The organism is Streptomyces sp. TRM64462, assembly GCF_013362995.1.
In the GTDB taxonomy this organism is placed as follows: domain Bacteria; phylum Actinomycetota; class Actinomycetes; order Streptomycetales; family Streptomycetaceae; genus Streptomyces.
Genome location: NZ_JABWDV010000153.1, coordinates 1 through 1,341, shown reverse-complemented (window position 1 = coordinate 1,341; position 1,341 = coordinate 1). Strand labels below are relative to the sequence as shown.

The 1,341-nt window shown below is 79.1% G+C and carries 1 protein-coding gene; it reads left to right on the top strand.

The window, feature by feature from the left end; translation table 11 throughout:
* On the top strand, window positions 1–952 hold a 952-nt coding region (locus HTZ82_RS07040), incomplete at its 5' end, for an SWIM zinc finger family protein (RefSeq protein WP_175408423.1).
* Between the last annotated feature and the right edge of the window lie 389 nt (window positions 953–1,341).

The following is a 1,341-nucleotide window of genomic DNA, read 5'->3' as shown; positions in this document are numbered from 1 at the left end:
GGCCGGCGGCGAGGCGGCGCGCCGCAGGGCCGCGCACCGGGCGGCGCGGATCACGGCGGGCGCGGAGGAGCTGGAGCAGCGGCTCGCGGACCTGCTGCGCGGGGGTCTGGCGGCCGCGGACCAGGCGGGGTACGGGCTGTGGGAGGAGACGGCACGCCGCATGGTCGACGCGCAGGCGCCGGGGCTGGCGGCCAGGGTGCGCGAGCTCGGGGCGATACCGGGCTCGGGGCCCGGCTGGCCGGTGCGGCTCCTGGAGGAGAGCGCCCTGACGCACCTCCTCGACCGGGCCTGGCTCGGCGTGGACGGGCTGCCCGGGCCGCTGGCCGCGACGGTCCGCACGCGGGTCGGGCTGCCCGCGTCCGCGGAGGGCCCGGCGATCCGGGACTGCTGGCTGACGCTCGCCCAGTACGACACGTCCGACGGCAAACTGACGACGCGCCGCATATGGCTGTACGGGTACGGGACGGGGCGCACGGCCCTGTTGCTGTCCTTCGGCGCGGCGGGCCGGGCGCCGGAGCCGGCGCTGCCCGTGGGCACGGTGATCGACGCGGAGGTCACGCCGCACGCGGGGGCCGGGCAGCTGCGGGTGGAGCTGGGCGAGCGGTTCGCGGCGCCGGTGCCTGCGGAGGCGCCGCCGCCGGGCGGTTCGGTGGGCGACGCGCTCACGGCGTACGGGCTCGCGCTGCGCGACGACCCGTGGCTGGACGCCTGGCCGGTGACGCTGCGGGACGTGGTGCCGGTCCCGACGGAGGGCGGCTGGCAACTGGCCGACGCCGACGGCCGCGAGGCCCTTCCGGTGACCCGCACCGCTCTCGGCCGCCCGGGCCTGTGGCGCCTGGCCGCGGTGTCCGGCGGCGCGCCGGTCACCGTCTTCGGCGAGTGCGGCCACCGGGGCTTCACGCCGCTGGCCGCCTGGTCCCCGGACACACCGGGCACGGTCCCGCTCACCTGACTGGAGACACCATGACGACGACCGTGTGGGAAGCGCTCATCACCTCGGCCCTCCTGGGCACCGACCGCAAACCCCCCAGCCCGGCAGCGCTGTCGGCGGCCCTGGCCACCCCACCGGCGAGCACCGACACCACCGGCCGGACGCCGAACACTGGAGCAATAGGACCCGCCGGTCACCGCCCGCACGGGCAGCGGGCCACCACCCCGCCTCCCTGCCCGCCGGCCGGCCCCGCCACCGGGCGGCCGGAACCTGCCGGTCCCGCTCACCCCGAGGCCGAGCCTGGACCGACGGGCGCGGCGAGCGGGGGCGCCGACGGGATGGTCGGCCCGGCGGATGCGCCTGCGCGGGGGGACGCGGGTGAGGGGAGCGGGCCTGCGAGCGTGGGCGGT